General features: G+C 34.6%; 21 protein-coding genes. 12 read left to right on the plus strand and 9 right to left on the minus strand.

Features of this window, described 5'->3' with window-relative positions:
• The 5 genes from ABGX27_04990 to ABGX27_05010 all read left to right on the plus strand — a co-directional run.
• On the plus strand, positions 1–650 hold a 650-nt coding region (locus tag ABGX27_04990; protein ID MEO2068850.1), incomplete at its 5' end, for a glycine--tRNA ligase subunit alpha.
• Positions 640–2,709 carry a glycine--tRNA ligase subunit beta gene (glyS, locus tag ABGX27_04995; GenBank protein ID MEO2068851.1) on the plus strand — a complete coding sequence of 690 codons (2,070 nt, stop codon included), beginning with the start codon at positions 640–642 and terminating at the stop codon, positions 2,707–2,709. The genes ABGX27_04990 and glyS, both read left to right, overlap by 11 nt.
• A gap of 13 nt (positions 2,710–2,722) precedes the next feature.
• Positions 2,723–5,410, plus strand: coding sequence for a pyruvate, phosphate dikinase (ppdK, locus tag ABGX27_05000; protein MEO2068852.1), 2,688 nt, complete (start codon positions 2,723–2,725; stop codon positions 5,408–5,410).
• A 57-nt stretch (positions 5,411–5,467) separates the two neighbouring features.
• The gene (locus ABGX27_05005; GenBank protein MEO2068853.1) at positions 5,468–6,349 is read left to right on the plus strand and encodes a DsbA family protein; all 882 of its coding nucleotides are present in this window, start codon (positions 5,468–5,470) and stop codon (positions 6,347–6,349) included.
• Complete coding sequence (locus ABGX27_05010; GenBank protein ID MEO2068854.1) at positions 6,349–7,125, plus strand: ABC transporter ATP-binding protein; 777 nt, start codon at positions 6,349–6,351, stop codon at positions 7,123–7,125. The genes ABGX27_05005 and ABGX27_05010 overlap by 1 nt, the downstream gene beginning before the upstream one ends.
• Positions 7,126–7,133: 8 nt before the next feature.
• On the opposite strand, the gene ABGX27_05015 is transcribed toward ABGX27_05010, so the two are convergent.
• The 3 genes from ABGX27_05015 to ABGX27_05025 are packed head-to-tail and all read right to left on the minus strand — an operon-like array spanning position 7,134 to position 12,903.
• Complete coding sequence (locus ABGX27_05015) at positions 7,134–9,452, minus strand: DEAD/DEAH box helicase family protein (protein MEO2068855.1); 2,319 nt, start codon at positions 9,450–9,452, stop codon at positions 7,134–7,136.
• Positions 9,453–9,503: 51 nt separating this feature from the next.
• Complete coding sequence (locus ABGX27_05020) at positions 9,504–10,061, minus strand: hypothetical protein (protein ID MEO2068856.1); 558 nt, start codon at positions 10,059–10,061, stop codon at positions 9,504–9,506.
• Position 10,062: 1 nt separating this feature from the next.
• Positions 10,063–12,903: a site-specific DNA-methyltransferase gene (locus ABGX27_05025; protein MEO2068857.1), complete on the minus strand. Its 2,841-nt coding sequence runs from the start codon at positions 12,901–12,903 to the stop codon at positions 10,063–10,065.
• 239 nt (positions 12,904–13,142) lie between these two features.
• Here ABGX27_05025 and leuC point away from each other — a divergent pair, with 239 nt between their 5' ends.
• From leuC to ABGX27_05040, 3 genes are all read left to right on the plus strand, one after another.
• A complete protein-coding gene (leuC, locus tag ABGX27_05030; protein ID MEO2068858.1) occupies positions 13,143–14,417 on the plus strand; it encodes a 3-isopropylmalate dehydratase large subunit in 1,275 nt (424 codons plus the stop codon).
• 72 nt (positions 14,418–14,489) lie between these two features.
• Complete coding sequence (locus ABGX27_05035; GenBank protein MEO2068859.1) at positions 14,490–15,104, plus strand: DUF309 domain-containing protein; 615 nt, start codon at positions 14,490–14,492, stop codon at positions 15,102–15,104.
• Between the two features lie 6 nt (positions 15,105–15,110).
• Positions 15,111–16,013 (plus strand): selenium metabolism-associated LysR family transcriptional regulator, encoded by a 903-nt coding sequence (locus ABGX27_05040; protein MEO2068860.1) that lies wholly within the window; start codon positions 15,111–15,113, stop codon positions 16,011–16,013.
• On the opposite strand, the gene ABGX27_05045 is transcribed toward ABGX27_05040, so the two are convergent.
• From ABGX27_05045 to ABGX27_05065, 5 genes are read right to left on the minus strand one after another with little or no spacing between them, the layout of a single operon-like run.
• A complete protein-coding gene (locus tag ABGX27_05045; GenBank protein MEO2068861.1) occupies positions 15,994–16,965 on the minus strand; it encodes a CoA ester lyase in 972 nt (323 codons plus the stop codon). The genes ABGX27_05040 and ABGX27_05045 overlap by 20 nt on opposite strands.
• Before the next feature lie 54 nt (positions 16,966–17,019).
• Positions 17,020–18,801 carry a TonB-dependent receptor gene (locus ABGX27_05050; GenBank protein MEO2068862.1) on the minus strand — a complete coding sequence of 594 codons (1,782 nt, stop codon included), beginning with the start codon at positions 18,799–18,801 and terminating at the stop codon, positions 17,020–17,022.
• Positions 18,802–18,813: 12 nt separating this feature from the next.
• Entirely contained in the window at positions 18,814–19,563 is a 750-nt protein-coding gene (locus ABGX27_05055) for an ABC transporter ATP-binding protein (protein MEO2068863.1), read from the minus strand.
• Positions 19,550–20,467, minus strand: coding sequence for an iron ABC transporter permease (locus ABGX27_05060; protein ID MEO2068864.1), 918 nt, complete (start codon positions 20,465–20,467; stop codon positions 19,550–19,552). Before ABGX27_05060 ends, ABGX27_05055 begins: the two co-directional genes overlap by 14 nt.
• Positions 20,452–21,216 carry a helical backbone metal receptor gene (locus ABGX27_05065; GenBank protein ID MEO2068865.1) on the minus strand — a complete coding sequence of 255 codons (765 nt, stop codon included), beginning with the start codon at positions 21,214–21,216 and terminating at the stop codon, positions 20,452–20,454. The genes ABGX27_05060 and ABGX27_05065 overlap by 16 nt, the downstream gene beginning before the upstream one ends.
• Positions 21,217–21,303: 87 nt before the next feature.
• Here ABGX27_05065 and ABGX27_05070 point away from each other — a divergent pair, with 87 nt between their 5' ends.
• From ABGX27_05070 to pyrF, 3 genes are read left to right on the plus strand one after another with little or no spacing between them, the layout of a single operon-like run.
• Complete coding sequence (locus ABGX27_05070; protein MEO2068866.1) at positions 21,304–22,521, plus strand: aminotransferase class I/II-fold pyridoxal phosphate-dependent enzyme; 1,218 nt, start codon at positions 21,304–21,306, stop codon at positions 22,519–22,521.
• A gap of 10 nt (positions 22,522–22,531) precedes the next feature.
• Positions 22,532–23,815 carry a homoserine dehydrogenase gene (locus ABGX27_05075; GenBank protein MEO2068867.1) on the plus strand — a complete coding sequence of 428 codons (1,284 nt, stop codon included), beginning with the start codon at positions 22,532–22,534 and terminating at the stop codon, positions 23,813–23,815.
• Between the two features lie 2 nt (positions 23,816–23,817).
• Complete coding sequence (gene pyrF, locus ABGX27_05080) at positions 23,818–24,516, plus strand: orotidine-5'-phosphate decarboxylase (protein MEO2068868.1); 699 nt, start codon at positions 23,818–23,820, stop codon at positions 24,514–24,516.
• On the opposite strand, the gene ABGX27_05085 is transcribed toward pyrF, so the two are convergent.
• Positions 24,511–25,095, minus strand: coding sequence for a flavin reductase family protein (locus tag ABGX27_05085; GenBank protein MEO2068869.1), 585 nt, complete (start codon positions 25,093–25,095; stop codon positions 24,511–24,513). The genes pyrF and ABGX27_05085 overlap by 6 nt on opposite strands.
• A 259-nt stretch (positions 25,096–25,354) precedes the next feature.
• On the opposite strand from ABGX27_05085, the gene ABGX27_05090 reads away from it, so the two are divergent.
• Complete coding sequence (locus tag ABGX27_05090) at positions 25,355–26,245, plus strand: NAD-dependent epimerase/dehydratase family protein (GenBank protein MEO2068870.1); 891 nt, start codon at positions 25,355–25,357, stop codon at positions 26,243–26,245.
• Positions 26,246–26,251: the final 6 nt, after the last annotated feature.

The raw sequence follows: 26,251 nt of genomic DNA on the forward strand, positions 1-26,251 counted from the left end.
GACCTCAGCACTACTTTCAATTTCAAGTTATCCTAAAACCTTCTCCCGAAAATTCCCAAGAGCTTTACTTGGGTAGTCTTGAGGCACTTGGAATAAAACTCTCTGAACATGACATAAGGTTTGTTGAGGACGACTGGGAATCTCCGACTTTAGGTGCTTGGGGACTTGGTTGGGAAGTTTGGCTTGATGGAATGGAAATTACTCAGTTTACTTACTTCCAACAAGCAGGGGGAATTACTTTAGACCCTGTTTCTGTAGAAATTACTTACGGTTTAGAAAGAATTGCAATGTACATTCAAGGTGTTGATAACGTTTACGATATTGTATGGACAGAAAACGTTAAGTATGGAGACCTTTACAAAGAAAATGAGTACCAGTGGTCTTGCTATAACTTCGAAAAAGCGGATACAAAAATGCTATTTAAGCTTTTTGATATGTTTGAAGCAGAGTCCTTAAGGCTTGTGGAGGAAAATCTTGTCCTTCCAGCTTACGACTACTGCCTGAAGTGTTCTCATATTTTTAACCTTCTTGATGCGAGGGGAGCAATTTCTGCTCTTGAAAGGGCAAGTTTTATCGGAAGAGTTAGGAAACTTGCTGCAAAGTGCGCCAAAAAGTATTTAGAACTTGAAGAGGCCGAAAATGAAAACTAAGAACCTGTTAATTGAAATAGGTTGCGAAGAGCTTCCTGCTTCATTTATAAGACCTGCACTTGAATTTTTCAAAAATGAACTTTCAAAAGAACTTAAAAATAACGAACTTGTTCCGAGTGGAATAGAAACGTTCGGAACTCCAAGAAGGCTTATTTGGATAGTTTATGACATTCCAACTACTCAAAATGATAAAGAAGTTCTGATAGTTGGTCCATCGGTAAAAGCAGCGTTTGATGAAGATGGTAATCCAACAAAAGCTGCAATCGGCTTTGCAAAATCAAAAGGTGTTTCCGTTGAAGATTTGATAAAAGTTGAAAATCCACAAGGAAGAAAAGGTATATATGTTGCTGTCAAGAAGCTTATTAAGGGAAGAAATACAGTTGAAATTCTTTCTGAAATTGTTCCAAAGCTTATCACTTCCATTCCATTTAAAAAGAGTATGAGATGGGGAACGAAAAAAGTAAGATTTGGAAGACCTATTAGATGGATTACCTGTGTTTATGGTGAAGATGTTGTTCCTTTTGAAGTTGATGGTATAAAAAGTGGCAATGTTTCATATGGACATAGATTTTTATCTCCTGAGGCGTTTAAAGTTAAAAGTGTAAATGAATTTATCACTCAACTTGAAGAGCATTTTGTGATTGCCGATATAGAAAAAAGAAAATCAATAATTCTTGATGTTAGTGAAACTTTAGCAAAAAGCGTAGATGGAGAACTGTTAAGGGATGATGATCTTTTAGAGGAAGTTGTTAACCTTGTTGAGTATCCCCATCCAATCTTAGGAAGTTTTGACAAAGAGTTCTTAGATCTTCCAAAAGAGGTTCCTATTGTTGTAATGAAAGACCACCAAAAGTATTTCTCCGTTGTGGAAAAAGATGGAAAACTTAAAAATCATTTTATAGGCGTATCAAATATAAAACCTGTAGATGAGAATGTTGTAAGACAAGGTTATGAAAAGGTTTTAAGAGCAAGATTAAAAGATGCTCTCTTTTTCTTTAATGAAGACAGAAAAGTAAGACTTGAAGATAGAGTACCTAGTCTTTCTGGTGTGGTCTTTCATGAAAAGCTTGGAACTATGCTTGATAAAACAAAAAGACTTGAAAAACTTACTCCTTTCATTTCAGAAACCCTAGGATTTGATTGTCAAGATAAGTCCAGAAGATCTTCTTTTCTTTCAAAAGCAGATCTTTTAACCGAAATGGTGAATGAATTCCCTGAGCTTCAGGGAACAATGGGTAAATACTATGCCCTTTTAGAAGGTGAAGAAGAGGAAGTAGCAATAGCTTTAGAAGAACAATATTTTCCAAGGTTTTCAAAAGACAAGCTACCAGAAACAAAAGTTGGAATTTCTCTATCCTTAGCTGAAAAGATTGATAACTTAATAGGATTCTTTGGAGTAGGATTAAAGCCAACAGGTTCTCAAGACCCGTTTGCTCTAAGGAGAAACGCCATCGGACTTATTCAGATAATTTTGGAAAGGAAACTTCACTTGAACTTAAAACCTATCCTTGAAAAGGCGAAGGAAACTTATGAAAATCAAGGAGTAACCTTAGAAGAGGATGTGGTCTTAGATGTTCTCAGCTTTATCAAGGAAAGATTTAGAGTAATACTGCGTGAGAAAGGTTATAAAGTTGACACTATCGATGCTGTAATAGATACTTCAGATGACCTTTTAGATGTCTTGAATAGGGCTCGTGCTGTAGATAATCTAAGAGAGAAAGAAGAATTCGAAGAAGTTTTAATTACAATGAGAAGAGTTGTGAACATTATTCCAAAGGGATTTGAAGCTAAACCGTTTAGCCCTTCTGGAAAGTATGAAGTTGAACTTTTTGAAAAATTTATTTCAATCAAAGAAAGACTTAAATCTTTTGTATCTTCAGGTAGCTACAAAGAAGCACTTCTTCTTGTTAAGGAACTAAAGCCTTATGTTGACGCTTTCTTTGATAACGTTATGGTAATGGACAAAGATGAAGAGGTAAGAAATAGAAGGTTAAGTCTTTTAAAAGCTATTGGAGATGAACTAAAGAAACTTTTAGACTTTTCAAAAATAGCTTCTTAAGGGGGCAGGAACAATGTCCAAGAAGATGGTTTATTACTTTGGTGGTGGTAAAGCTGAAGGTAGAGCTGATATGAAGCTCTTACTTGGTGGTAAGGGTGCTAACCTTGCCGAGATGACAAACTTAGGTCTTCCAGTTCCTCCTGGAATAACAATCACAACAGAAGTTTGTAGAGAGTATTACGCATTAGGTAAGCAGTTTCCAGAAGGGATGTGGGAACAAGTTTTAGAAGGTCTTAAAAAGATAGAAAATGAAATGGGTAAAAAGTTTGGAGACAAAGAAAATCCTCTCCTTGTTTCCGTTAGATCTGGAGCACCCGTTTCAATGCCTGGAATGATGGATACAATCCTAAACCTTGGACTTAACGACGAGACAGTTCAAGGGCTTGCTAAGTCTACCGGAAATGAAAGGTTTGCTTGGGACTCTTACAGACGTTTCATTCAGATGTTCGGAAACGTTGTTATGGGAATTCCTCACGATGAGTTTGAACACATCTTGGAAGCCAAGAAAAAAGAGGTGGGAGCAAAAGCTGACGTAGACCTAACTAGTGAAGATCTAAAAGATATTGTTAATAAATATAAGAAACTTGTGAAGGAAAAAACAGGTAAGGAATTCCCTCAAGATCCTTACGAACAGCTCAAAATGGCTATTAGATCTGTTTTTGACTCTTGGAACAACCCAAGGGCTATCAAATACCGTGAAATTAACAACATTCCAGAAGATTACGGAACAGCCGTAAACATCGTCGCTATGGTCTTTGGAAATATGGGAGAAACTTCTGGAACGGGAGTTGCCTTTACAAGAAACCCATCTACAGGTGAAAACGAGTTTTACGGTGAATATCTAAAGAACGCTCAAGGTGAAGACGTTGTTGCAGGAATTAGAACTCCACAACCTTTAACAAAAGCTCAAAAGACTTCCTCTGAACAGGTATCCCTTGAAGAAGAATTCCCAGAGGTTTACAAGGAACTTCAAAAGATTAGAGAGATTCTTGAGGAACACTATAAGGATATGCAGGACATAGAGTTTACCATAGAGAACGGTAGACTCTGGATGCTCCAAACAAGAACAGGAAAGAGAACTGCAAGAGCTGCTGTAAAGATTGCTGTTGATATGGTTAAAGAGGGTCTCATTACCAAGGAAGAAGCAATCTTAAGGGTTGATCCTTCTTTAATTAACCAGCTTCTCCATCCAATGATTGATGAAGAGGATAGAAAGAAAGCCCTTTCCGAAGGAAGACTCATTACAAAAGGACTTCCTGCGGCACCAGGTGCTGTTTGTGGTAAAGTTGTTTTCTCTGCCGATGAGGCGGTAGAGCTTGCAGAGAAGGGAGAAAAAGTAATCCTTGTAAGACACGAAACCTCTCCGGAAGACATTCACGGAATGCACGCGGCAGAAGGTATTCTTACCTCCCGTGGTGGTATGACTTCCCACGCTGCAGTTGTTGCAAGAGGAATGGGTAAAACTTGTATCGTTGGTGCAGAAGAAATAGAAGTTGATTACGATAACCAGGAGTTTAGAGTAAAGGATGTTGTAGTTAAGAAAGGGGACATCATCACAATTGATGGTTCTACAGGTGAAGTATTTAAAGGAGAAATAAAGACAATACCTGCCCAAATTTCCGGTGAGTTTGAAGAACTTATGAAGTGGGCAGATGAGATAAGAGATCTTCAAGTAAGAGTTAATGCCGATACACCAGAAGATGCAAAACAGGGAAGGGATTTTGGTGCTGAAGGTATAGGTCTTTGTAGGACAGAACACATGTTCTTTAAAGAAGAGAGAATTCCTGTTGTTCGTGAGATGATTCTTGCAAAAACAAAAGAGGAAAGGAAGAGAGCTCTTGAAAAGCTCTTACCAATGCAAAAAGAAGACTTCATTGCAATCTTTGAAGTAATGAACGGTCTTCCTGTCAACATAAGACTTCTAGACCCACCACTTCATGAGTTCTTGCCAAGGACGGAAGAGGAGTTTGAAAGAACTGCCAAAGAAATGGGACTTCCTGTTGAAGAGATCAAAAAGCGTGCGGAAGAGCTTCATGAAGTTAACCCAATGCTGGGCTTGCGTGGTTCAAGACTTGGAATTGCATACCCAGAAATTTACGAAATGCAAGCAAGAGCTATTTTAGAGGCTGCTTGCCACTGTAAGAAGAAAGGAATTGAGGTTCTTCCAGAAATTATGCTTCCGTTAATTGCAGACGATAGAGAACTTGCAGAACTTAAAAAACTTATCGATAGAGTAGCTAAGGAAGTCTTTGAGAAAGAAGGTATAGAAGTTCTATATCAGGTTGGAACTATGATAGAAGTTCCAAGGGCAGCACTTATTGCTGACCAACTTGCAGAGTATGCTGAATACTTCTCCTTTGGAACAAACGACTTAACTCAGATGACATTCGGACTTTCGAGGGACGACTCCGGAAAGTTCATTGGAAAGTATGTAGAACTTGGAATACTTAAAGGTGATCCATTTATGCATATAGATGAAAATGGAGTTGGACAGCTTATCAAACTTGCGATAGAAAGGGGAAGCAAAGTAAGACCAAACATCAAAACAGGAATTTGTGGTGAACACGGTGGAGATCCAAGGTCTATCAACTTCTTCCAAAAGATTGGAGTTAAGTACATAAGCCCATCTCCGTTTAGAGTCCCAATAGCAAGGCTTGCAGCTGCTCAAGCCAAAATTAGACAAAAGAGGGGAGAGATATAAGAAGCCAAAGGGGGCTCCTGCCCCCTTTTTTTACTTGAAAGATTTTAGGGGGTAAGGATGAGATTTCTTTTAACTATTTTTACAATTTCTTTTCTATTTTCCTGTTCAACAACTCCAGGAAACGTTGCTTTTAAAGAGGAAGAGAGCTTAATAAAGTCAATTCTTAAGCCCTTAGCTGTGAAAGGGGTGGAAATAAAAGAAGTAAAAGCTACTGATGGGTCTCCATTTAAAGACTTTACACAGTTTGAAGTGGTTCTTGTCGATAAAAGGAGAAATCAGTTAGTTAAAAAATATATCTGGGTTTCTAAGGATGGAAATTACTTAATTCTTGATGCTTTTAAGATTAGAAAAGAAGCTGACAGAGTTTCCCTTGTTCCTGTGAAACCGAAGGATAGCGAGGTTCCTTTAAAGCAAGATCTATCGTGGGTCGAAAAGATAGATGAAAAACTGACCAAGATGAATATTCCCCATGTGATAGGTAATGGAGAAAATATCGTTTATATCGTTTGGGATGTTTACTGTCCTTTCTGCTATAAACACTTTGGAGAAATTGTAAAAAAGGCAAAAGAACTTAACCTTCAAGTTCATTTAATTCCTCTTGCTGTTCACGGAAAGAGTTCTTTAGAAGGTTTCGTTTACTTTACAAAGCTTGCAAGAGAGAAAGGTATGGAAAAAACTTTCCAGTATCTACTTAAGAAAGGAGAAGGTGATTTCTTAAAGTATGCTAAAACATTCGAAGAGGAAACCAAGAAAAACCTAAATTCTGTACCTGCGGAAGAAAGAGAAAGTTTAATGGAGTTCTATAAAGATTTAAGAAACTCTTTAATTTCTCACAATATTACAGCTACTCCTACTGTTATTTTCATTCCAAAGGGTGAAACTCAAGGATACGTTTATGTTGGATTTAAGCCTTTAGAAGAGGTTATAAAGAAAAAATAATGGAAGAAGGTATAAGAGTAGAAAATCTTACTATAGGTTACAAGAAGCCCCTCCTTTCGGGGCTTTCTTTTCACATGGTGGAAAGTGAATTTTGGGTAGTTGTCGGTCCTAACGGTGTTGGGAAAAGTACACTTTTAAAAACAATCCTTGGGATAATTCCGCCACTGTCAGGAAAAATCTTTATTCACGGTGTAGATTGTACAGAGGGTTGTAAAGAAAAGAAGTTTTTAGGTTATGTTCCACAGATGGAAGACTACTCCCATCACTTTCCAGCTACAGCTCTTGACGTTGTTCTGTCAGGTTTTTTCCCTCGTCTTTCAAGGTTTCAGAGAATAACAGACAAAGAAAGAGAAAAAGCCCTTTATTGGATGAAACTTCTTGAAATAGAAAGTATTGCTGATAGGCAATTTAACCTTCTATCTGGTGGTCAGCAGAGAAAAGTTTTAATTGCAAGAGCCCTTGTTAGCGATCCCCATTACATCTTTCTAGACGAACCTACAACAGGAGTTGATCTGAAAAGCACGAAAAGGATTTTAAGGATAATAGATGATCTACATAAGAAAAAAAACTTTGGAATTTTGATGGTTACCCACGATTTAAACTTTGTCTGGAATTACATTGACAAAGTAATTTTAATTGGACATAACAAATACTTTATTGGTAAGAAGGAAGAAATTCTAAATGGAAAACTTTTATCAGAAATATATGAAGTTGATGTAAAGTTAGCAGAAACTCCTTATGGTCCTGTCTTTTTAGTTGGAGACAAGCACTTGTAATTAAGTAATCAGCTGGCTTTCCTACAAAAGTTAGATATGTATTCTCTTAGAACAATTAACACTATTTCATGGAGTTTTTTTATACCTTCAAAAGATGTTATTTCTAAAACCAATTTGTTAGCTTTTTTTCTAATGTTTATTCCAGAAGTGTTATTCATAAAAACTTTATATTTTTTCGACAGAACGATTTTCTTTAAAACATCTTTGTAAATGATTAGATTAAACATACTCTTTACAGTTTTGTAGGTTAGAATTTCAGAATAAATGGCGTTCCAATCAAGGATATTAATATATTCATCTGGTATCTCTATCGGTTTTTCAGTTGAAGATACTGATTCTACTTTTAAGCCGTGTGCTATTGAAATTCTAGACCTTAAGTCCAGTTTGACGTTATTTAATATGGTTTCATCTAGTTCTAACTTAATAGGATGCCTTACAAAATTAAATTTTTTTTCTGCTTTTACTTGGTATAGTTCTTTCTTCCAGTTTTCTTTTTTTAGGACTTTTTCATAATCTATCTCTTCTTTCTCTATTGTTTTCAAGAATGCATTTATATAATCGGCATTCAGCCCAAAGATGAATAAAGTTTGAAGTACCTTTAATTTATAATCCGGGTTTTCTTCTCTTTTTAGAGAATAGTTTTTTCCTTTTAATCTAACTCCTCTTCCAAATAGTTGAATGATCTGAGGTCCCTCTCCTTTACCCATATTGATTAATCCCATGTTTGAGACACGCCAAGAATTCCAGCCTTCAACAAACTTCTTTGAACCAATGAGAATATTTATGGGAGAGTGGTTATTATTTATTTCTGAAAACAAAGATTGACTGAAGTGATCATCTTTTATTTCAATTTCAGCTTCTTTAATTAATTTCTTTAGTGAGTTTGTGTCTCCTACGTTTATTACTCCAAAATATTTTTCTGCTGTGGAAGTTTTAAGACCTATTTCGCCGTCGCTATTTTTTATGTCATATAACTCAAGTTTTCCTTCTCCATCGAAAATTTTTTGATAGATACTTTCTACGATTTCATCTATAGGAAATTGTCTTAAGTATTTGAATTTGTCTTTAAAAATATCATTTCCCCCATTATCTATAAGTCCAGATTTCCCTTCTATTATTTTTTTAATGTTATCCTTTAAGTGATCTTTATCAGTGGTTATTTTATTTAAGAACGCAACTATTCTGATTACATCAGAATTTAGTCCTTTTCCAGTAACTTTACTCCCAACAAAGACCCATAAAGGTTTTTCTACGTTGTATTCTTTTAGTTCGTTTTCATATTTACTAAAAATTAATAATTGTTCGTAGAAGGATAATAATCCTGCCGTGAGTAATAAGTCCTCTTGTACTTCTGAATAAGCGTCTTCTTTCATGTTGTAAACGTAGAAATCCTTACCATAACCGTCAGCATAGAAATATTTGTAGGAGTAATCAAAGATTATGGCTTTGCTGTATTCCTCAAGTAAGTTCCTATTTTTTCCTATAACCTGTCCGAAAGTTGCTGAATATTCAAATAGAAAACCTTCTTCACCTATTTTATCTCTTAACTTTTTCCATTTTTGTTCTTCAGACTTTTGTCCTTTATGTCCTTCGTCTATGAAAACAAGGTTTTTTCCGTCAAAGTAGGAAATATCTACACTAATACCTTTTCCCTTTTTTTCTTCCGTTAATTTATAAATGTCAATAATTAAGACTTCTCCTTCTTTTGTTTTTAGATTATCTAGATTTCCATTGTAAAGTTTACAAGGTATTCCGCTTAATTTAAATTCTCTGTAATGTTGTTTTGATAGTCCTTCATTGGGAGTAATTAGAATAATATTATCCCAGTTATTTCTTGAATATTTTAAACTTTGCCAGTAGTTTATATGCATTATGAGAGTTTTTCCGCTTCCAGTTGCCATCCAAAAGGCAAGTTTTTTAAGGTCTTCTTCAGTGAAGAGACTTATTTTTGACCTGCTTTCTTTATTAAATTTTTCCAGAAATTCATTAAGTTCATTCAAGAATTTTTCTTTCTCGTTGTAGTATTTATCTAAAAAGATTTCTGTGAACAGAACTGCCAAGTATTGGAAGTATTTAAGATTGAATTCTGGTTGTTTTCTGTTTTGCCTTAGCCTTTTAACATACTCTTCTATTGCTTCATCGTACTTTAAAAGTTCTGATTCCCATTCTGGCTTTAGGTTAACTAGAATATCAACAAAACAACTTCTACCTTGCGAGTTATAGTCTTCTTTAACGTCTTTCAATTTTTCTCTCAAATGGTTGAATTCGTTAAAGCCAAAAAGATTGAGAAAGTATTTATTCAAAACCAAGTATTTCTCAATTTTCATTTTATCTACCTATGTTGAATGGTTTAAACTTGCTTAAATTACTCTTAAAAATTAGGACAAATGGGTCTGCACTTCCAAGTTTTCTAATTGTCCTTTCCTTTTGTTAATATGTTTTTTGTTTCTTCTTATTGGTCTTTTCTTCAAAATATCTTTTGAAAATTTTTCAAGAATTTTATTTGTTCTTTCATCGAATTTGTCGGTGATAAATACTTTATCTACCAAATGAATAATATCCTTAGCGTGTAAATAGGAAAGACTGATTTTACCCTGTTCATTTTCGTATCCATACACATATATTACGTTTAACCCTAGAGACTTTTCAAGTCGATAATTTACCATTAAAGGAACCAATTCCAACGCTAAATTTTCGTATTGAGGCGATTTTGACTTTACTTCTATAAACACAGATTTATTATCTTTTACTGCAAGAATATCTGGTAAAGTTCTAAGAAATAAACATTCAAAAGAGTCACAGCTTTTTAACATTTCTGTCATTTCTTGATTGATGGAATCGTGGTATGTGAATTTGACAACCTTATAACCGTTGTCCTTCAGTTTGGAGATAACAATTTTCTCTATTTTGTCATGATAGACACTTATACTGTTCACTCTACCACACCCTTTCAAATATTAAAGATTTAAATAAAGGTTCTATAGGCTTAAAACCTTTAACTGTGGCATCTCCATTAATGTAAATTTCGTCAGGACTAAAGTCGCCTATTTGCTTCTCTATTATTTCTCTGTCACTTTCAAAATCGATGTTTTTTATGTTTCTCCAAACAATTACAATTCTTTTTCCTTCTTTTTCCCCAAAGACAAATATATACTTTCTTTCGTTATCTTTGAGAACTTTATAGCCTTTAATATGTAAACCCAGAAGGTAGTTAAAGGTTTCCACAATATCTACATTGACAACTTTCTCTTGATAATTCTCTATGATTTTCATCTTGTAGTTAAAAGGATTTCCTAGTTCATCAATGTTGAGGAACGTCTTACTATTCTTAGTTTCCCATTCAAGCATGTATTTGACAAAGTAATCTGAAAGTTCATAGAGTGTTTCTTGAGATTTTTCAAACTCAACGTTTTCTAAAGCATCTTCATACTGTTCTAAGGTATGATATTTGAAAAAGCCTCCTGCTGTTTTCTCGTTGTATTTTTCTTTAACGTCTTTTTCCTTGCTTATTCCTGATTTATCGTAAAACAGAACTTTTTTCGTTCTTGGCAAAATTACTGTCCAGAAATGCTCTCCCATCTCAATGCCAATCCATTTTCTTTTTAGTTTGTGGGCTACTGCTGTTGTTGTTCCACTTCCTAAGAAAAAGTCCAGAACTAAGTCGTTTTCATTGGAAGTGGATTCTATGACACGCTTTAGAAGAATTTCTGAGTTTTCAGTTCTGAAAGTGGTAGTAGAAGAGTATCCAGGAATATCAAGCCAGTTATTGTCAAGTAAAGTTTCCTCTTTAGGAGGTACCCAATATTGAATTGAGTTACCGTGTCTTCTTACAAACTCCAATTTCCTGCCAGTTCTGTTCCAATATTCTTCTAAAGTTTCGCCTGTTTTTTTAGCTACTTCAAGGTATTTTTTATAATTTTCTACCGCCCGATAAGCCCTTTCTTTACTCCACATCCACTGTCCTTTGGTTAAGTTTATCCCTAAAATTTCATACCTCATAGTAGGTCTATCGTAAATTTTTTTAAAACTTGTCCAGTATCCTTGTCTTTTCTCAGATAGGGGGGTTATGAAATTTCCGTAAACTTTTTCTTGATTCTTTGAATACCAGTAAAGGTTATCGTACATTACTCCGATAGATTTTAAGTTATTAAACTGCTGAAACAGCCCTGCTTTTGGAGATCCTCTTCTGACTACTATCTCGTTTCTAAAATTTTCTTTTCCGAAAATTTCGTTTAAAAGCAACCTAACGTACATATTTCCGTTGTAATCACATCTAACAAAAATACTTCCTCTATCGTTTAACAACTCTCTTCCTAGCCTAATCCTATTTTCAAGCATCGTTATCCACGTAGCATCTTTATAACCGACTTTGTAAAGGTAATCTGCTTCTTTTTCTTTGTTAAACGGCGGATCGATATAAATTGTTTGTATTTTCTCAGAATATTTATTTAAGAGTAAATTCAAAGCTTGCCAATTTTCGCTTTTTATTAATATTCCATCTAAAATATTGTCTAAATCATTTTTCTCACTTAAAGCAGATAGTAATTTCCATTTGAAATCGTCATTAAAATATCTTGTATCAACTGGCAACTTCTTCCACTCTTTGTTTTCTGGTGTACTTTTCTCGATTAAATCTTTTTTGTCTTTAACTTCAATTTCAAACAGTTCTTTCCATTCGTTAACCTGTTTTTTGTTACTCAAGATCTCGTCTAAAATACTCTCTAAAAACTTTTCTCCTGCGTATTCTTTAATTTTGTCTAAAGTAATTACATAGTTGGTTTCTATAACAAACTTTTTCTTTTCCCAAATCTTTTTTTGGAAATTTTCAATCTGTGCTAAAAACTCAACTATTTTTAGGGCAATATTTCTAAATACTCTAACACCGGTAAGGTAAAGTTTTAGCTTATCAAAATAATCATTTTGTTCTAAAACTTGTAAATCATCTAGCTGTAAGAATTCGTTTTTAATGTAAAAGTCTAACTCCCTCTCTAAGAATTCCTTTAAATTTTTGTGAATAAAGTAATCTGTAGTGTTTCTTCTTGTATATCTGTAAAGGTGTTTTTCAATTAATGTTTTTTCTCCTTTTTCGGACTTTTCAAAAATTAAAGTTGCTAAACTATTTTGTGGGATTTTATCTTCTAAAGTCTTTATTGTTTCCTTATTAATTTTTTCCTGAACTTTTTGATTTCCGTACTTTTTTTTCTCTTCTTCTGTTAAAGATCTATACTCAAAGTAAACGTTTAATTCTTTCTTTTCATCATAAAAGTCAAAAATCTTTTCATTTAAAACAAAAAACTTCTTTTCTTGTGCTTTAACGTTTCCCTTTTCTTCCTCTGCTTCTACAACTCTAAAGTTAACCGTTATATCTTTAACTTTGAAAGTGTATCTTCTGAAATATTCTGTAGTCTTTATGTAGTAACTATCTCTATTTACCCAATAGAGGAAGATTTCTTCTCCGTTATAAGGAACGCAGTATTTTTCTTTTTTTCCATATCTTCTTTTACTTATAAAGTCTCCGTTTTCATAATAGCGGGAAAAGAAGCTGATTAAATGATCATAAATGGTTTTTTCTAAGTTCTCAACTTCATTTTCGTTTAATATTGCTAGCTGTTTTTTTATACTGTCTATTAACTCTTCTTCAATGAACCTTTCAATTTCTTTCCGCTTATAGTTCATTATTCTATATATTCCAAAGTTCAAATCTTCACTTTCAAACCGAAAAATTTCCTTTAATTTTTTCTTAAGTTCCTTTATTAAATCATTGGTTGAATATGTCATGTTATTTTTCTCCTTATGGTAATTTTTTCTGGTATCTTATAATTTAAGACAGATTAAGCGCTAATCCTTTTCTTTTCAAAGACACAGACAGCGCACGCCGTAAGGCGTTTGGTTATGCGATTGCTTAGAAATAGTTCACGAAAAATGGAAGGAAAATCTCCCTATATATAATACATTGAAACTGAAGAGGTATAGAGATAAAATTTCCAAACATAAAATCTTTTAAAAGGAGTAGTAAGATGGGAATGACAATTACTCAAAAGATTTTAGCAGAACACGCTGGAAAAAAAGAGGTTTATCCTGGTGAACTTATAATGTGTAAGGTTGATATTGCTCTTGCAAACGATGTTACTGCTCCTATTGCAATAAAGCAAGTTAAAGCTCTTGGAGCTAAGAAAGTTTGGGATAAAGAGAGAATAGCTCTTGTTCCAGATCATTTTGTTCCTGCCAAAGATATAAAGGCTGCTGAACAAGTTAAGATGATGAGAGATTTTGCAAAAGAATTTGAAATTAAACACTTTTGGTCTGAAGGTAGAGTGGGAATTGAACACGCTCTTTTACCAGAACAGGGTGTCGTTGTTCCAGGAGACGTTGTAATCGGAGCAGATTCCCATACATGTACTTATGGTGCTCTTGGAGCTTTTGCAACAGGTGTTGGTTCTACCGATATGGCTTACGCTTGGCTTACGGGAGAAGTTTGGTTTAAAGTTCCAGAACAAATGAAGTTTATTTACTATGGAAAGCGTCAAAAGTGGGTAAGTGGTAAGGATTTAATTCTTTATGTAATAGGAATGATTGGTGTTGACGGGGCACTTTACAAGACTATGGAGCATACGGGCGAAGCTATTAGAGAGCTTCCAATGGATGATAGATTTACAATCTGTAATATGGCTATTGAAGCTGGAGCTAAGAATGGAATTATTGAACCGGACGAAATAACGCTTGAATACGTTAAAGGAAGAGCAAAGAGACCTTATAAGTTCTACAAGTCTGATCCAGATGCTGAATATTCTGAAGTTTACGAAATAGATGTTTCAAAGATAGAACCACAAGTAGCGTTCCCATACCTTCCATCAAATACGAGACCTGTTACAGAAGCAACTCACGTTACAATTGATCAAGTTGTTATTGGTTCTTGTACAAACGGAAGAATTAGCGATTTGAGAGTGGCAGCTCAAATCTTAAAAGGAAAGAAGGTAAATCCGAACGTGAGATGTATAATCATTCCAGCTACCCAAGATATTTACAGACAAGCTATGAAAGAAGGTCTTATAGATATCTTCATAGAAGCTGAGTGTGTTGTATCTACCCCAACTTGTGGTCCATGTCTTGGTGGACATATGGGAATTCTTGCCAAAGGCGAAAGGGCGATTGCAACAACTAATAGGAACTTTGTTGGAAGAATGGGACATCCTGAAAGTGAAGTTTACCTTGCATCTCCTGCAGTAGCTGCTGCTTCTGCTGTTCTTGGAAGAATTGCACATCCTGATGAAGTTGTTGGTTCTGAAAACTAAGAGAACAATTTAGCACTGGGCTTTTGCGTCCCAGTGCTTTCTTTTATTTAAGCATTAATGGGGAGAATAGCTTTGGATCTTTTTGAGATAAGAAACTGGTTTGCTCACAATCTTGTAGACTATTTAAGGGAAAAGGAAGAGGAAAGTTTAAGAAAGCTTAACGTTCTAATAGAGATTGTAGACGGAAAGAGCCCTGAAGTTGTTGAATACCTCAGAGAGGAGCTCCTTTCTGAATTTCCTTTATTAAAACTTGAAAACGGATTTCTGACTTTAAATGAAGAACTCTTAGATCCTTTTACAAAGGAGTACTTGGAAGAGAAAAGCGAAAAATATAAAGACTTCTTGAAAACTCTTGGAGATTTTGAACCTGTCCATGATGATATAGAAAAAAATATCCATATGGCGAGAAAACTCTTTAAATCAGGACTTTATTTTGAGGTTCATGAACTTCTTGAAGAGCTCTGGTTCAATGAATTTGGAAAGTACAGAGAGTTTATACAAGCCCTTATTCAGATAGCTGTTGCTTACTATCATCTTCAAAACTTTAACGTAAAGGGATATGAGCTTTTGATTCAGAACGCGATAGAGCTTTTAAAAGGTTATGAAGGAGTTCTTTTTAGTGTAGATGTTGATAAACTAAAAAAAGACCTTGCTAATGCTACACAGGACGAGCTTGTAGAGTTTTAAGAAGAAATGGATTTAAGACAGCTTGAAGTTTTCGTGAAAGTTTTTGAGTTGAAGAGTTTTTCAAAGGCAGCAGAGAAATTAAACATTTCTCAACCAACGGTTAGTGCTCATATACAAAATCTTGAAGATGAACTTTCTTTAAAACTTTTTGACAGGATAGGAAGAAAAGTAGTTCCAACTTTTGAGGCCAAAATTTTATATAAACATGCAGTAGAGCTAATAAAGAAAAGAGACGAAGCATTATCAGAACTGTTATCCGTGAATAAGAGGTCTAAAGGATTTTTAAAGATTGCTGCAAGCAATATTCCAGGAGATTTTCTAATCCCTCACACACTACCAAAGCTAAAACATCTTCTACCTGAAGTTATTGTTCGTGTTGATATTTTTGACTCAAAAAAAGTTATAAAGCTTTTGAAGGAAGTAATTCCTGATTATGATTTGGGAGTTGTAGGATCAAAACTTGAGGATCAAAAACTTGAATATAAAAAAATACTGGATGATGAAATAGTGTTAATAGCTCCTCCTTACTATAAAAAGGACTCTTTAGAGCTCAAAGAACTTTCTGAAATTCCTCTTCTTCTAAGGGAAGAAGATTCGGGTACGAGATTAACCGTAGAAAAAGCGTTGGAAGAGAATGGTTTAAATCCACTATCCTTGAATATTATTGCAATTTTAGGAAGTAATACAGCTATTAAGGAGTCTGTAAAAAAGGGAGTGGGATTTGGACTTGTGTCAAAGTACTCTGTTTTAAAAGAGCTTGAGTGTAAAAAATTAAAAGTTTTGAAAGTTAATGGACTTTCAATAAAAAGAAGCTTTTACGCTGTAAAAAGAAAGGATATTACCCTTACTCCACCTGCAAGGTTTCTATGGGAAAACTTGGAAAAAATATTTAACTTTCCAAGTACTTAAGTTTGTTTAGAGCGTCTTTGTATATAGGTTGGTCAATAAACTTACCTTTGTAAGTAATTCCTCCTTTTCCTTCTTTTAGAGCTTCTTCGTAGAGTTTTACTATTTCTTTTGCTTCTTCTATTTCTCTTTTAGATGGGGAAAAGACCCTATTGGCAATCTCCACCTGTCTTACGGAAATGCACATTTTACCGGCAAATCCAAGTTCTTTTTCAAAAGTTGCCTCTTTTTCAAATCCTTCTAAATCTTCATAATCCTGGTAGGCAGGGGCTATTGGTGAAACTCCAAAAGTTCTTGAAACTACTACAAATTTTTCCTTTATGTATCTTGCGATGCCACTTTCTCTTTTTAAAAGTTCCTGAGGAAGATTTAAATCTGCGAACATATCAAGAATTCCAAGGTAAACAGCGTTAATCCGAGAGGAGCTTTCTAAAATCTCCTTTAGGTTTTCTAAAGCTTTTCCTGTTTCTATGGAAAGCTGAATCTTTATTGTTCCATTTCTTAAACCTCTTGAAAGCTCAAAGGACTCTATAAGTTTTGAAAGTGCTACCACATCTTCTTTTGTTTCTACTTTGCTAAGCCTTATAGCGTGAGGAATTACTGGTAGAAGTTCTACTATATCTTCAAAGAAAAACTCTGAATTCCAAGGATTTATTCTTATAACTATTTCCTTTGAACCGTCAAATGGGGAGTTTATTAAAAACTTTCTTAAAAAAGTTCTTGCAAAGCGTTTGTTTTTATCAGCAACTCCATCTTCAACGTTGAAAATTATAACGTCTGCATCCCTTTTAAATATTTTTGCAAGGTGCTTTACTCTATCTCCAGAAACTATTAGTGCAGATCTTCTAAATGGTTTTTCAAAAGGTTTCCTCTCTTTTAGCTCTTCTGGGTAGTTTTTTAGGTCTTGAATATTCTTTTCACCTGCCAAGACTTTTTCCCCAAGTTCAAAAAGCACTTCCAACTTTTCCTCCGCGGAAGTTGAGATACGGGGCAAAAGCCCCGAAAAATTTTACTTGAAAGTTATGTCAACACCGGCAAAAATAGATCTTCCCATTGTGTTATATCCATAAGCGAGTTCGTACTTTTCGTCTGTAAGGTTAACACCTTTAAGGTAAAGTTTTGTTTTATCGTTAAGCTTATATGAAGCGTAGCAGTTAAGGGTGGTGAATGGAGATAGGGTGTTTTCTCCATCTTTCCTTTCGCTGTAATGTTCTATCCAAGTAGACATTTTTAGCTTTTTAGTTTTGAAGTTGAGTCCTACAATATAGCTATTTTCGGGAACTCTATCTCTTATGTTTTCAGAAGCATTTATATAGGTATATTTACCATACAAACTTAAATGTTTGGAAACGATAGTTCTCGCTTTTACTTCTATTCCTTTGGTTTCTCCACTCCCAATATTCTCGTAAGTATAATAATCAGTTTTATTAACACTTTGGATTTTATTCCATATGTAATTTCTAAAGTAATTTAACTCAAATAAAGACCGAATTTTTTTCAATTTTTGTACCACTCCTACTGTCCATCCCCTTGACTTCTCTGGAGATAGATCAGGGTTTCCTTTGGTAGGAGGATAATAAATTCCATTCCAAGAAAAACCTGGATAGTATCCATAAAGTTGGTCAATGGTAGGTGCTTTAAAACCAGTACCATACTGAAGTTTAAATGTGGTTTCTGTTTTATCTATGGAGTAAGCTCCTGATAACTTGTAAGTACCATAGTAACCAAACAGAGAATGATTGTCTATTCTACCAACTCCTGTAATATATAATTTTGAAATTTCAGTATGTCCTTCAACAAATGCTGAACGAAGAGAAACCTCCTTATCTCCTACAGCACTTGTTTCTGCTCTTTCTTGTCTGTAATTGATTCCAGCTTTTAAGAAGCTTTTCTCGTTAAAATAGTATGTAGGAGATAAAGATAAATAGTTAGTGTATCCTATATAGTTTCCGTAAGAGTATTCCCGTTTTTCTCTATTGGTTGATGTTTTTAGGTTCCATATTAGATTCTCACTTTGGAGATAGGAAACACGGGTGGCTGCAAATAACCTCTTGTAGTCCATTTCTCCATTATCATATTCATTATGTCCGTATTTTGCCTGAACATCAGTTATTATCTTTAAATTTTCTGTAGGATAAAATCCGAAAGAAATTCCTCCCGTTGTATAACGGAAAGGATCGTCGTCAGGAGAAGAAGTAGTGGCACTAAAACCAGAGATTTTAAAGTTTTCAAGATAAATAGATGAGAATCCTTTGTTAAAAATCTTATCTATTTTTAGTTTTTCTTTAAAAGTCTTGTAGCTTCCACCTTCTAGAGTAATAGAAGCCTTATCTTTTTTAGGTTCCTTTGTAATTATGTTTATTACTCCTGCGATGGCTTCTGAACCGTATAACGCACTTTGAGATCCTTTTAGGACTTCTATTCTTTCTACATTACTTAGATCTATCCATTCAAAGTTAGCTGTAGATCCTGGAGTTGAAGGATCATTTATTGGTATTCCATTTACAAGAACAAGGATATATTCGCTACTTAGTCCTTGTATCCAAACACTGGTTTGTTTTCCCCATCCACCTGATGATACTACATGAACCCCAGCTACATACTTTAAGACATCTGCAATACTTGTAAAACCATACTTTTCAATTTCCTCTTTTGTAATTACTTCAACATCGTCTCCAACGTGTTCAATAGGAACTTCAACCCTTGTTGCTGTAACTTGAACTTCTGGAATATCTTCAGCCATACCTTGTGAAACTAAAAGAAGGGAAAGAAGAACTAAACTTTTTCTCAAAACTTTACCTCCTTAAGGTTCTTTGATATCAGGCTTGATAAAAATTTCACGATTAAGTTTAATTATTTTAAGCTTAGCGTCAAATATGAAGTTTATGTTTTCTATGAATTTTTCCTTTTTTCCTTTAAAAATTATCCTGCCTTCTTTTAAAGCTAAAAATTCGTCAGCAACGTCAACTAAAAAGTTTAGATCGTGGGAAGTTAAAATGATAATTTTTCCTTTTGCTTTTAAATCTTCTATTATTCTTACTAAGAAAGGTAAAACCTCAACATCTAAGAAAGCTCCAGGTTCGTCAAAAAGATAGATTTCTGGATCAATAAGCAGTAATCTTGCTATAAAAACTTTTACCCTTTCGCCTCCACTTAAAGTTTGTAAACTTCTATCTCTAAGATGAGGGATTTGAAGCTTTTCTAAGATTCTCTCTATCTTTTCAATATCACTTTTTGAATGATGTGCAAAAATTCCCTTTAAAGGAACTATTGAAGAAATGAGAAATTCAAGAACTGTATAGGAAGTTTCCATTTCAGTTACTTGGGGAAGATAGTTTATTTTCTTTACTCTTTCTCTCAAAAGTACTCTTTTTAGATCGATACCGTTAAAGAGGATAAAACCGGAACAGTTTAAAAATCCTCCAATACATCTAAGAAGTGTTGTTTTTCCTGAACCGTTTTTTCCGGCAAGACCTAAAATCGTTCCCTTTCTAACAGTAAAGGATATGTTTTTTAGAATATTTTTGTAGGAAAGGTTCCTAACTTCTAACAAGCGAATACCTCCAAACTATAAAAAGAAAGGCTGGTACCCCGATTAAAGAGGTTATTACACCTACCGGAAGGACTACGGGAGAAAGGATTGTTTTTGCCATTCCTTGAGAAAAAACAAGAACGCTTCCTCCTAAGATGAAGGAAAAAGGTAAAAGTTCTCTTAAGATTCTGAAGCCCAAGAGCCTTACAGCGTGGGGAACAACTATCCCAACGAAACCTATTATTCCCGTTTTTGCAATAAATACAGAAACAAAAGAAGAAACAAGGATGATATAGATTACTTTTTCAAAAGTTGATATTCCGCTAAAGTAGGAGAGCTCTTCACCAAGACTTAAAGAATCAATCCGAGGAGAAATTGCCAAGAAAATAGTTAACATAAGAATTGCTAAATTTAGGTAAACTAAGGAGGTGGTAAGTTCTACTGATGGAATATATCCAAGAGAAAAGAACAAAGCATCTTGGATGGAATAAAACGGAATGATTGCAAAAAAGAAAAGAATAAGGGCTGAGAAAAATGCGTTAAGACCTATTCCAAAGAGTATTATTCTTAAATTTTCCCGTAAGAAAATTGAAGCTAGAAAAATTAAAAACACACTGATAATTCCTCCGAGCAGAGCTCCCACTTCTACATTCCACCCTTTCCATGCGGAAAGTGTAGCTCCAAATGCACTTCCTGCAGAAACTCCAAGGATATAAGGGTCTGCAAGAGGATTTCTGAAAATTCCTTGAAAAATACCTCCACTAATGCTCAAAATCCCTCCAACAGCAAAAGCCAAAATAAGTTCAGGGAGTCTCAACTGGAAAACAATCGTTTTATTTACTTCGGGTAGCCCCACGAAAAGAGAGAAGAGAAAACTAAAAGCTGTGACAAGAGTAATAAGAAATGCTTTTAATAGCTTTTGCAAACTTTTTCCTCTATCTCTTTAAGTCCTTTTAAAATCCTTGGACTAGGATGTAAAAGATTGTCCTGTGAAACTTTAACGGTGGTTATTTTAAATTTTTTCAAAAAGCTTTCTACCTCTTTTAGTCTTTCTCGTCTTGCGGGAAGTATTGCTATTTCAGGTTTAGCTGATAAGAGTCTTTCATTTGATATTGGTTTAAATGAAACGTTAAATAAAACCTTAGCTCCACTAAGAGAGAGAATCTCTCCAATGAAACTTTTATTTCCTGCTATAAAAAGAGGTCTATAAGAAATTATGATAACAACCTTTTTTTTATTTAAACAGCTTTTTAATTCTTTAGCAAGAATAAGTAAATTTTTTCTAAATTCTTCCTTCTTAATTTTCCCATTACCATGTAAGGTATTACCTATCTTTTCTATTGCATTCTCAATATCCTTTAATGATATAAGTCTAAAGACCATCGTTTTTATTCCTAAGGTTTGAAGCTTAGTTATGAAACTTTTTGGAGTTAGATTAGATGCAATTACAAGGTCTGGATGTAAAGAGTAAATCTTTTCTAAATTAGGATTTATTATTCCCCCAACTTTTTCGCTTTTATGTTTGGAAAATATAGTTGTTCCTATTAGTTTGTCTCCTGCTCCAACGTATTCAATAATATCGGTGATTGCCGGAGATAGGGAAACTATTCTTTCAAAAGAGTATCCTTGAAACGGGAAAACCAAAAAGAAGATAAGAATAAACAGTATTCTCAAGGTCGTTAACCTCTAATGGATTTTTTCTATAAATTGTAAAATAACATTTACTTTCTTTAAATTCAGAACGGTTTTGGAGAGAGAGAAATGTCAAAATTCCAGTTTGCAAGGATAGATAGACTTCCTCCTTACGTTTTTGCTGTTGTAAATGACCTAAAGACAAGTCTTCGCCGTGCAGGAGAAGATATCGTTGACCTTGGAATGGGAAATCCAGATTTACCTACTCCACAGCATATAGTTGATAAGCTTTGCGAAGCAGCACAAAATCCGAAAAACCATAGGTATTCTCAAACTAAAGGTCTTTATAAACTTAGAGAGGCTTTAGCTCTTTGGTATAAGAGAAAGTATAATGTTGAGCTTGATCCTGAAACAGAAGTAATAACTACAATCGGTTCTAAAGAAGGTCTAGCCCATCTTGCCCTTACTCTTATCAACCCAGGAGATGTAGCTATTGTTCCAAGTCCTGCCTATCCTATCCACCCTTATTCAATTATCATTGCCGGTGGAGATGTAAGGAGTGTTCCACTTTTAACCGATGGAGTTTTTGACGAAGAAGCTTTCCTTGAATCAATCATAAAAGCTTATAAGGAAAGCTGGCCAAGGCCAAAGCTTTTAATTCTCAACTTTCCCCACAATCCAACTACTGCTTGTGTCGATATTAAGTTCTTTGAAAAGATTGTTGACTTTGCAAAAGAAAACAACCTTATAGTGATTCAGGATATAGCTTATGCAGAAATCTCTTTTGATGATTACGTTCCTCCAAGTATCTTACAAGTTAAAGGTGCAAAAGATGTAGCTGTTGAGTTTTATTCTCTCTCAAAAACCTATTCCATGGCCGGTTGGAGAGTAGGTTTTGCTGCTGGAAATAAGGAAATTATCCATGCTCTTTACAGGATGAAGAGTTATCTTGATTACGGAATGTTCCAACCAATTCAGATAGCGGCCATTATTGCTTTAAAAGGGGATCAGTCCTGTGTCGAGGAATATAGAAGAATTTACGAAAGAAGAAGGGATGTTCTTGTTGAAGGACTAAACAGGATTGGCTGGAAGGTGGAAAAGCCAAAAGCTACAATGTTTGTTTGGGCTGAGATTCCAAAAGAATTCCAGTCAATGGGGTCTTTAGAATTTGCCAAGATGCTCCTCCTTGATGGTAAGGTGGCTGTATCTCCTGGTGTTGGATTTGGAGAATATGGAGACAAGTTTGTACGATTTGCCCTTGTTGAAAACGAACTAAGAATTAAACAAGCCATTAGAGGAATAAAGAGGGCTTTTGAAAAGTATGGTCTTAGGAAGATAAACGTTTAAAGAGGAAAGGATGGAGAGTCTAAAAGTTGGAATAATAGGTTGCGGTACTGTTGGAACTGGTGTTGTAAAGCTTTTAATAGAAAATGAAGAAGTAATTTCAAAAAGGATAGGTAAAAAGATTGAAATAGCTTTTGTAGCAGATAGAGATGTAGAAAAGATAAAAAAACTGGGAGTTCCTTCTGAAAAAATTGTTAGCGATGGATTTAAAGCTTTAGAAAGAGAGTGTGATGTTGTTGTTGAGTTAATTGGTGGAACGAAAGTTGCAAAAGAGATTGTTTTAAAGGCTTTAGATAAAGGTAAACATGTAGTAACTGCAAATAAAGCGCTTTTAGCAGACTTTGGAGATGAACTTTTTAAGAAGGCTAAGGAAAAGGGCGTTTCCTTAAAGTTTGAAGCGAGCGTTGGAGGTGGAATTCCGGTAATAAAAGCTTTAAGAGAAGGGCTTGTCGGAAACAGGATAAAAAGAATTTACGGAATAATAAATGGTACTGCCAACTACATTCTTTCAGAAATGACCTTAAAAGGAATAACTTTTGGCGAGGCCTTGAAAAAGGCACAAGAGCTTGGATATGCTGAGGCAGATCCTACTCTTGATGTGGAAGGATATGATGCAGCCCACAAAATAGCGATTTTAAGTACTTTATCTTTCTGTACTTTCGTAAAGACTGATCAAGTTTACGTTAAAGGAATTAGAGATATTACTCCCCTTGATATAGAACTTGCGAAAGAGTTTGGATTTGTTGTAAAGCTTCTTGCAATTTCGAAACTGGTTGATGGAGAGCTTGAAGTAAGAGTTCATCCTACAATGATTCCAGAAGACCATATCTTGGCGAGTGTTAATGGGGTCTTTAACGCTTGTTTAATAGAAGGAGATTTCGTTGGAGAAACCCTTTACTACGGTAAAGGAGCTGGACAAAAACCTACTGCAAGTGCTGTTGTTAGCGATATTGTGGATATTGCAATAAATAATGACTACTCTGTGCCAGAATGTCTTTTTAATGAAGAAGAGTCTATAAGTGTAAAAGCTCCTGATGATTTTATTTCAAGCTTTTACTTGCGTTTTACTGCTGTTGATAGACCTGGAGTATTGGCAAAGATCTCTAAAATTCTTGCAGATTACGGTATAAGTATAAAAATGGCACTTCAAAAGAACATTGAAATTGACGGTGGGGTTCCTGTTGTAATGACAACACATTTAGCTAAAAAGAGCGAGATTCAGAAAGCTATAACTGAGATAGATAACCTTGATGTTATACTAAAACCAACCTTTGTATGTATGATAGAGGAGTTCTAAAGATGATAATAGTGGCTCTTGACTTTGACTCTAAGGACAAGGCTTTAAATCTTGTTGATACTGTAAAGGGAAAAATAAACCACTTTAAGGTTGGTCTGGAACTCTTTTCAAGGTGTGGAACAGAAATTGTAAGAGAAATTTCTAGTAGAGGCTGTAAGGTTTTCCTTGACCTTAAGTATCACGATATACCAAACACTGTAAAGTCTGCAGCGAGGGTGGCAATCGAATCGAAAGTATGGATGTATAACATTCACGCTCTTGGCGGTTTTGAGTTTATGAAATCTGTTGCAGAGTTTAATAAGGAGTATGCAGAAAAGGTAGGAGCTCCTAAACCTCTTTTAATTGCAGTTACTATTCTCACAAGTATGGGAAACGAGGATTTAAAGAGTATAGGTATTGAAAATGAGGTAGAAACCCAAGTTCTAAAGCTTGCTGAGCTTGCTAAAAAAGCAGGTCTTAATGGAGTTGTATGTTCAGCAAGAGAAGTTAAGAAAATAAAAGAAAACCTTGGAAGCAACTTTTTAACTATCACTCCGGGAATTAGACCAGCTTGGGCATCAAAAGATGACCAAAAAAGGATAGTAACTCCAAAAGATGCTGTAAAACTTGGAACCGACTATATGGTTATTGGAAGGCCAATAACAAGAGCAGAAGATCCGAGAGAGGCAGCAGAGAGGATCCTTAAGGAAGTAAACTCATGATTTTTGTGAGAAATCAATTTCATCATTGACTATAAAGTATCTTTTTCCTCCTAACCTTCCTACTATTCCTTTCTGCGTTTTAAGGATAGAAGGTTCGTAGTGGATTGCAACAACTTCTCCAATAACTAAATCCATTGGAGTATCGCCAATTTCAATAATTTCTTTAAGTTTGCATTCGAGAGCAGCTGGAACTCCTTTTACCTTTGGGGGAGTAACTTCTATCGAAGGTTCAAGTTCTATCCCAAGCTTTTCAGCTTCGCTTATCTCACTCGGGAAGTCATTTCCTGTTTCAACCATTTTGTCTAAGAACTCTTCACTTACAACGTTTATTACAAATTCTTTTGTTTCTCTAATGTTTCTACTGGTATCCTTTAGAGAACCATCTTTCCTCTTTCCGATTGATACAACCACTAAAGGTGGTTTTGTAGTAATTGCATTGTAAAACGAGAAAGGTGCTAAATTTACAGTTCCATCTTTTGAAACTGTAGTTATCCATGCGATCGGTCTTGGAACAACTACGTTAAACATTAGCTTACTTATAAGTTTTTGATCTGTTTCTTTTATCTTGGCTAGTTTCATATACTCCTCCCTTAATTATTATATCATTTCTCTTTATTGCGATTGGAGATTCTTTTCGTGAGGGAAATTGCAAGATATTGTAAAATAACTTTGAAGGTATTTTATATAGTATCTGAGAAAAGTGATTCGGGTATTACGAGTAAATAACTAACCAATGTAAGCTGAAACTGAAGATGGTAGTTCCAATATAAGTAGTATTAGTAGTATCAACTGTAGGATCCTTTTTAGAACTTTTCACTTAAAGTTTTAGAAAAAGAATATGAAAAGAAGGAAAAAAAATATATTAATTGCTGGTGGAGCAGGATTTATAGGTTCACACTTATGTGAACGTCTAGTAATAGAGGGATACAATGTTTATTGTCTAGATAATTTAAGCTCAGGAACTTTTGAAAATATAAAGCATTTAGAAAAAGAAAAGAATTTTAGATTTTATGAGTATGATATAGTAAAAAGTGTCTTTGATCCTGGAGATATTATTGATGAAATTTATCATTTAGCTTCCCCAGCAAGTCCTAAAGATTATAGGGAAATACCTGTAGAAACTGCTTTGGCAAATTCTGTAGGAACACTGAACTTGCTGAAGTTAGCTGTAAAACATAAAGCAAAATTTTTGTTTGCATCTACCTCAGAGGTTTACGGAAATCCGTTAGAACATCCTCAAACAGAAGAATACGTAGGTATTATTAATCATTTATCTATTAGGGCAAGCTATGCAGAATCCAAAAGGTTTGGGGAAATGTTAGTTTATTTGTTTAGAAGGAAATATTTTCTTGATACTAAAATAGTAAGGATTTTTAATACCTACGGACCTAGAATGAGAATTAATGATGGCAGAGTGATTCCTACATTCATATGTCACGCTTTAGCTGATAAAAATATAGTTGTGTATGGTGATGGACAGCAAATATGTTCTTTTTGCTATGTTGACGATATTGTAAATGGCTTATTAAAAGTCATGGATTGTAATTATCATAAACCTATAAATTTAGGAAACCCTAATGAAGAAATAAGTATCTATTCCTTAGCTCTCAAGATAAAAGATATAACAAAATCAAAATCCAGAATTTTATTTATGTTTAGAATGAAGGATAGCATTGAAAGAAGAAAACCGGATATTTCTAAGGCAATAAAATTATTAAATATAGTTTAGATGAGG

The organism is Desulfurobacteriaceae bacterium, assembly GCA_039832905.1.
Classification (GTDB): domain Bacteria; phylum Aquificota; class Aquificia; order Desulfurobacteriales; family Desulfurobacteriaceae; genus Desulfurobacterium.